Source organism: Cognaticolwellia aestuarii (assembly GCF_002000025.1).
In the GTDB taxonomy this organism is placed as follows: Bacteria; Pseudomonadota; Gammaproteobacteria; order Enterobacterales; family Alteromonadaceae; genus Cognaticolwellia; species Cognaticolwellia aestuarii.
On record NZ_MUZV01000001.1, the window covers coordinates 721,398 to 728,031 of the forward strand.

Genomic DNA, 6,634 nt, shown 5'->3' on the forward strand with positions numbered 1-6,634 from the left:
TAGCCAAAAAAGCCTGAATTAATTCAGGCTTTTTTATAACTTATTCAGCTAGCAGGCTGAACTTTATTTTAGATGTTTTTCTAAAAAGCTTAAAACTTTCTTCATATAGGCTTTTTGATTACTAGGGTTATAAAAGCCATGACCTTCGTTATCGACAACATACCACTCATATGGCTTATTAATCTTATCTAACGCTTCACGAAGTCGTTCAACGTGTTCTACTGGTGCACGCTCATCATCTTCACCGTGTGCTAGTAATAAAGGTATAGTTATTTTTTCGACATAGTTTACTGGCGACATACTTTTTAATTGTTCGTTATCAGTGCCTAGTACTTTTTTCAAATAGCTCAGGCCAGCTCTTCGTTCAGTAACATCACCTTCTTCAAACATCAATTCTAAATCATAAATACCAGCATTGGCGATCGCACATTGATAGGTATCTGGATAAATTGCGGCACTCTGCACAGCTGAATAAGCGCCAAAGCTTGCTCCCATAATACAGGCCTTGCCTTTAAGCGCTTTGCCTTGCTCTATTAATGATTGGTAGGTGTCATAAATATCTTGTTGAATTAAAGAGCCCCAAGCGCGGTGACCTGATGTTTCAAAGGCATCACCATATCCACCAGAGCCACGATAATTAACTTGTAACACCGAATAACCATTGAGCGCTAAATATTGTACTGTTCTTGAGAAGCCCCAATAATCGCGAACACCATGTGGCCCGCCATGAACCATAACAACAACAGGGGCGGGGTTGGCTTTTGTTGATGATTTTGCTGCCGTAAAGTAACCATTAATAATAGTGCCATCAGCAGCATTAGCTTTGATTGGCTCCATCTGTAATAGTGCTTTATTATTAATCTTTGGGAAATATTTAAATAATAAGCTTATTTTCTTTGCTTTTTTATCAAATAAATAAAGGCTGCCAGGGTCTATATCAGAAGAAACATAAATAATATAAAAATTTCCATCCTTTGTTCGACTGGTGATATTTACTTCGCTATAAGGGAATGACTGTAACAACATTTTAAATGTCATTGCCTCGTCATTAGTTTTATCAAGCATAACGTAGGCAGGGTAACCGTCGTCAACTCGTACTGCATATGCTAAACGACCATCAGTAGACATTTCTATATCGGTTATATTCACTGCTTTATCGGTAAATATATTGCTGTAGGAGTAATCTTCTAAATTTAGCTTAAAGATTCCTCGACGATCTTGGTTGAGGCTATCAATAGTGTAGAGAAACTTTCCAGATTCACTGAGTGAAATGATATTTACGCTAGTACTGACGATACCTTCAGGTAAAGGATGCCACTCGCTGTCTTTTTTTAGGTAAACTTTCTGATCATTATTTTTGTCTGTACCTGAAACAATAATTGCCTTTCCATCTTTATTTGTTAGAAATTTGGCGAATGATATTGGAGCTTTGCCATAATCTTTCTTGATAATACCAGAATAAATATTAAGTTTTAGAACCGACGCTAGGTCCTCTCTAGACTTAGACATAGGTGTTGAACTAATTAATATATGGTCTTGATCTTCCGGCAGAATATCGATAATCCTTGCCCAGCCGTAAGTTGTTTTTTTCTTTTTAAGTCTGCCACTTGCGCGCCCATCACCAGCTTGCATCCCATATATCGTCTCTCCCTTTGTACCATCAAGGTTAACAGAAAAGAGTTCACCATAAGATACGGGTTGTTCACTAGTATAAAGTCGCTTAACTAATTGTATAACAACACGTTCATTGTTTGCCCAAGTATAATCACCAGGCTCATAATTATCGTGAAAATCAACCTTACCAACCGGTTGCATAGTATCGCGTTTGAAAAATAGTAATATTGCACTATCTTCATGGCGAACTGTTAGTGCTAAATGCTTGCCATCAGGGGATATTTTAGCGCTTCTATTTTGTGGGTGATCAAACAGGTGCTCCCAATCTTTGGCAAATAAAGTAGAACTGATGAGTAATAGTAAAGTTGCTAAGAAAAAGCTTTGTAATATTTTCATTAAATGTCATTCCATTAATTTATTTAATGTTTTAAAGATGATGGGAGATATAAATTACTAGCCATATCGTACATCCAAAAACGATGCCGAACTTTAATATTTTTTCAATAAAGAAACAAGGATGATTGATTTTTATGTGATTTTTACCTTGTAAAATTTAAATACAGCAACAATAAAAAAAACGTATAATCACAGGTAAATTATTTTTATTTATATACTGTAATAAAACGCAATGACGACAGCATTAGAAACTTTTCAACAGGGCGGTATTTTAGCTTATCCGACTGAAGCCGTTTTTGGTTTAGGTTGTGATCCCGATAATGAGCAGGCAATTGAAAAGCTATTGTCTATTAAAGCTCGATCGGTAGATAAAGGCTTGATACTGCTAGCCGGTAATTATTCCCAACTACTTCCTTATATAGATGATAGTAAAATACCACAAGATAAGCGTTTTGCTGTGTTATCTCGATGGCCTGATGGTATTACGCAATTAGTTGCTAAAAATGTTAATACTTCAGCATTGCTTACTGGCCGATTTGATACTATTGCAGTGCGCGTTACTAGCCAACCTGATGTGGTTGCTCTGTGTAAAGCGACAAATAAACCTATTGTTTCGACTAGTGCTAATCTAAGTGGTCAAGCGCCAGCAAAAACTTGGCAAGATATACCCAATACACTCGCTGAAAAAATTGATTATATTATTAAAGGTAAAACGTTGGGCTTTAAACAGCCATCTACAATTATTGATGCATTATCTGGAGATGTTATTCGCTCATGAGCACTATAGATATAAACGTTGTTATTACGTTTCTGAAATCACTACAAGATAAAATTTGCGCTGAGCTTGAAGCTGCTGATGGCAGGGGCAAGTTTATAGAAGATAATTGGCAACGTGCAGAGGGCGGAGGTGGTAGAACCCGGGTACTTACTGATGGTGATGTTATTGAGCAAGGCGGTGTAAACTTTTCGGTGGTATCGGGTGATAAATTACCGCCATCGGCAACAGCACATCGTCCAGAATTAGCCGGCCGAAAATGGCAAGCTTGCGGCGTATCTTTAGTTATTCACCCTAAAAATCCATTTGTTCCAACTTCTCATGCTAATGTTCGTTTTTTTGTTGCTGAAAAAGAAGGTGAGGAGCCGGTATGGTGGTTTGGTGGTGGTTTTGACCTTACGCCGTTTTATCCATTTAAAGAAGATGTTGTGCATTGGCACCAAACCGCTAAAGATATTTGTCAGCCCTTTGGCGAAGAAGTTTATTCTGAATATAAAAAATGGTGCGATGAATACTTTTATTTAAAGCATCGAAATGAAACTAGGGGTGTTGGTGGTTTGTTTTTTGATGATCTAAATAAGTGGTCATTCGAACAGTGTTTCGATTACATTAAAGCCGTTGGTGCAGGCTTTATCGACGCTTATATACCTTTGATAGAAAAGCGTAAAGCCACACCATATGATGATACCCATCGCCAATTCCAGTTATACCGTCGAGGTCGCTATGTAGAGTTCAATTTAGTGTTCGATCGCGGTACTTTGTTTGGCTTACAATCTGGTGGTCGAACTGAGTCTATATTAATGTCAATGCCGCCACTGGCTCGTTGGGAGTATAACTTTCAAGCCGACGATGGTTCTGCAGAGGCAAAATTACAAAACTATCTAGTTGCACAAAACTGGTTATAAGCTATTTATTCACCTCACAACACAAAAACAATGTATCTGTAGCAAGTACGACTCGATATCTTGTTTTTGTGCTTTAAATCACAAAACCGCAGCAATGTAATTCATATTCTTAAATAAACCCTATTTATTTTGTGGTTTATTAAAAACTTTGTGCTAGATCAATTACTCTATTATCGAGCAGGCGTAAAATTACCTCATTAAACGAATTCAATATTTTTATATTTAACAAAAGGTAATGCTCTCATGAAAAAATCAATAATTAATGGATTAATACTTTCCGCTCTTACATTATCTCCTTTAGCTTTCGCTAATCAAGCGGGTGATTTTATTGTCCGTGGTGGTGCAACTATGGTTAACCCTGATAGTGATAAATCTAACATTATGTTGGGCGGCGCTGATTCAACGATGACATTAACAGTTGACGATAATACGCAGTTAGGTTTGAATTTTGTTTATTTCTACGACAATAACTGGGCAATTGAATTATTAGCGGCTACACCTTTTACGCATGATGTTACTATTCAAGATAAAAACTCAGTGCTAGGAGTTGATGGCGCTAACTTAGGTGAAGTATCACATTTACCACCAACATTAAGTGCATTATATTACTTTGATACTAATTCAGCCTTTAAGCCTTATGTTGGTGTTGGTATTAACTATACTGTTTTCTTTGATGAAGATTTTGCAGCAGCTCCAAAATCTTTGGGTTTAAGTAACTTAGATTTAGACGGCTCGTTTGGTTTGTCTGCACAATTAGGTGCTGATTATCATTTAGATGACAAATGGTCAATAAACGCTTCTATTCGTTATATTGATATATCTACCGAAGCTACATTCGATGTCGGTGGGGCAAGCGTTGGTAAAGCAAATATTGATGTTGACCCAATGGTTTACTCACTTATGCTAGGTTATAAATTTTAGCTTTACTGTTTATTTAACTGGAAATATAAAAAGCAGTAATTCAATTACTGCTTTTTTGTTTGAATCTTTTCATAACTAGGTTAGTCTACAGCTAAACACTTCAGCAAGTATTCTCATGGATCAATACCGTGTATTTGGCAATCCGATTGCTCAATCAAAATCTCCGTTTATTCATCAACAATTTGCCACGCAAACCGAGCAGAACATTCATTATCAAAGTGAATTGGTTCAGCTGGGAAATTTTGAGTCAGCAGTAAGAGAGTTGATTGCACAAAATGGTAAAGGTGCTAATGTCACCGCGCCTTTTAAAGAGCAAGCTTTTAATATATGTGATGAATTGAGTGAAAGGGCAAAATTAGCGGGCGCTGTTAATACCTTAATATTTAATCACGGCACTATTTATGGTGATACTACCGACGGTGTGGGCTTAGTAAGCGACTTACTCAGGCAAAAAATTACGCTACAACATAGTAAAATATTATTGCTTGGTGCTGGCGGAGCGGCTAAAGGTGTTGTGCAAGCCTTATTAGAGCAATCACCAACATCGTTAACTATTGCGAATAGAACACTCAGTAAAGCGCAAGCCATTGTTAGTCAATATCCTAATCAGGCAATACATGCTGTAACGTTTGCTGATACTGAGCAGTTATCTTTTGATATTATTATTAATGCAACGTCGGCAGGGTTGTCGGGCGAAAGTTTACCCATTTCAAACGCCACCATAAAAAGCGCAGTAGCTTGTTACGATATGGTCTATGGCAAACATCCGACCGCTTTTTTAATTCAAGCAAAAACTCTTGGGGTTAAGCATATTATCGATGGGTTAGGTATGTTGGTAGGACAAGCCGCCGAAAGCTTCAAGTTATGGCGAGGTGTTAGTCCAGATATAGAACCTGTTCTGACAACATTAAGAACTCAATTGAAGTAAAAACCTAGAGTATAATAGTATGAATCAAGCATTTTTATTTAATGATGACCTACATTTTGATGAACAACATGACGCATGGGCATTGACCGGTCAGTTATTAGGGCAAAGAGTCACTATATTTTTTCACTCAGTGCAGTTAAAAAACATAGCGAAAATTGATAATTGTACAAAATATGATTTAGAAGAAGTGGCAGAACTCTGGCTCGAAAAAAATGAGCCAGAAGGAAATGAAATACATATAAACATGAGATGATTGAGGTTTTAATCATCCATAGTTAAATATTCATCTTTTAATTCCACATAATTAATGGCTGATTGCTTGAGAAATTTAGCTTCACTTTCTTTAAGTAATCTTGCTTGTTTTACGGGGTTACCGACATATAAATAACCGCTTTTTAATGTTTTGTTTGGAGGCACTAAACTACCAGCACCAATGAATACGTCATTCTCAATAGTCGCACCATCCATAATAATAGTCCCCATACCAACAAGGATACGATCTCCTAATGCACAACCATGTAACATGCATTTATGCCCAACAGTCACATCATCACCAATAACTAAAGGGTTGCCATTAGGGTTAGCTGCACTTTTTCGAGTGACATGTAACACACTACCATCTTGAATATTAGTCCTTGCGCCAATAGTTATTTTATTAACATCACCCCTTGCCGCGACTAAGGGCCAAATACTAGTATCATTACCTAACGTGATATCCCCAACGAGTACCGCTGTTTCATCAACATAAACTGCTTTGCCTAATAACGGGTTAATACCGTGGTAGTGTCGAAAATTATTTTTTTGCATATATAAAAGCTTTTTAACGATTGATAGCAATATATTAACAAAAATTAATCATGAAATAGTGCTTTTCATAGCAATATGACGAGCAATGGCAAAAATGCAGAGCTCAAGAGTAAACAAAAAATAAAATCACTGTCTTAATATTCAGCTTTTTGAGCAGTAAAAGTACATTGCCTGACGCTGCTGTACAAATAAGAAGCAAACAAACCACTTTTATCAATTTAATTGCAATTAGCGGTTGACGCGGGGCGATAAATCTCTAAAATGCGCTCCACTTCTTCGGGACAAGTC

Annotated in this window: 7 protein-coding genes; 5 read left to right on the forward strand and 2 right to left on the reverse strand. The window is 37.0% G+C overall.

Annotated features, from left to right (window positions below; translation table 11 throughout):
* Window positions 1–63 precede the first annotated feature (63 nt).
* Window positions 64–2,010 (reverse strand): alpha/beta hydrolase family protein, encoded by a 1,947-nt coding sequence (locus B0169_RS03255; protein ID WP_077284492.1) that lies wholly within the window; start codon window positions 2,008–2,010, stop codon window positions 64–66.
* A 232-nt stretch (window positions 2,011–2,242) separates the two neighbouring features.
* On the opposite strand from B0169_RS03255, the gene B0169_RS03260 reads away from it, so the two are divergent.
* The 5 genes from B0169_RS03260 (at window position 2,243) to B0169_RS03280 (ending at window position 5,792) form a co-directional block, all read left to right on the forward strand.
* Window positions 2,243–2,788 carry an L-threonylcarbamoyladenylate synthase type 1 TsaC gene (locus B0169_RS03260; protein ID WP_077284493.1) on the forward strand — a complete coding sequence of 182 codons (546 nt, stop codon included), beginning with the start codon at window positions 2,243–2,245 and terminating at the stop codon, window positions 2,786–2,788.
* On the forward strand, window positions 2,785–3,690 hold the full coding sequence (gene hemF / locus B0169_RS03265) for an oxygen-dependent coproporphyrinogen oxidase (protein ID WP_077284494.1): 906 nt from the start codon (window positions 2,785–2,787) through the stop codon (window positions 3,688–3,690). Before B0169_RS03260 ends, hemF begins: the two co-directional genes overlap by 4 nt.
* A gap of 243 nt (window positions 3,691–3,933) precedes the next feature.
* On the forward strand, window positions 3,934–4,611 hold the full coding sequence (locus tag B0169_RS03270; RefSeq protein ID WP_077284495.1) for an OmpW/AlkL family protein: 678 nt from the start codon (window positions 3,934–3,936) through the stop codon (window positions 4,609–4,611).
* Window positions 4,612–4,726: 115 nt separating this feature from the next.
* Window positions 4,727–5,539 carry a shikimate dehydrogenase gene (gene aroE / locus B0169_RS03275; RefSeq protein ID WP_077284496.1) on the forward strand — a complete coding sequence of 271 codons (813 nt, stop codon included), beginning with the start codon at window positions 4,727–4,729 and terminating at the stop codon, window positions 5,537–5,539.
* A gap of 19 nt (window positions 5,540–5,558) precedes the next feature.
* Window positions 5,559–5,792 (forward strand): hypothetical protein, encoded by a 234-nt coding sequence (locus B0169_RS03280; RefSeq protein ID WP_077284497.1) that lies wholly within the window; start codon window positions 5,559–5,561, stop codon window positions 5,790–5,792.
* 8 nt (window positions 5,793–5,800) lie between these two features.
* On the opposite strand, the gene B0169_RS03285 is transcribed toward B0169_RS03280, so the two are convergent.
* Entirely contained in the window at window positions 5,801–6,346 is a 546-nt protein-coding gene (locus B0169_RS03285; RefSeq protein ID WP_077284498.1) for a gamma carbonic anhydrase family protein, read from the reverse strand.
* Window positions 6,347–6,634 lie beyond the last annotated feature (288 nt).

Coding starts and splice junctions, on each gene's coding strand:
- B0169_RS03255 (WP_077284492.1), bottom strand. CDS start 2,010: ATGAAAATATTACAAAGCTTTTTCTTAGCAACTTTACTATTACTCATC.
- B0169_RS03260 (WP_077284493.1), top strand. CDS start 2,243: ATGACGACAGCATTAGAAACTTTTCAACAGGGCGGTATTTTAGCTTAT.
- hemF (WP_077284494.1), top strand. CDS start 2,785: ATGAGCACTATAGATATAAACGTTGTTATTACGTTTCTGAAATCACTA.
- B0169_RS03270 (WP_077284495.1), top strand. CDS start 3,934: ATGAAAAAATCAATAATTAATGGATTAATACTTTCCGCTCTTACATTA.
- aroE (WP_077284496.1), top strand. CDS start 4,727: ATGGATCAATACCGTGTATTTGGCAATCCGATTGCTCAATCAAAATCT.
- B0169_RS03280 (WP_077284497.1), top strand. CDS start 5,559: ATGAATCAAGCATTTTTATTTAATGATGACCTACATTTTGATGAACAA.
- B0169_RS03285 (WP_077284498.1), bottom strand. CDS start 6,346: ATGCAAAAAAATAATTTTCGACACTACCACGGTATTAACCCGTTATTA.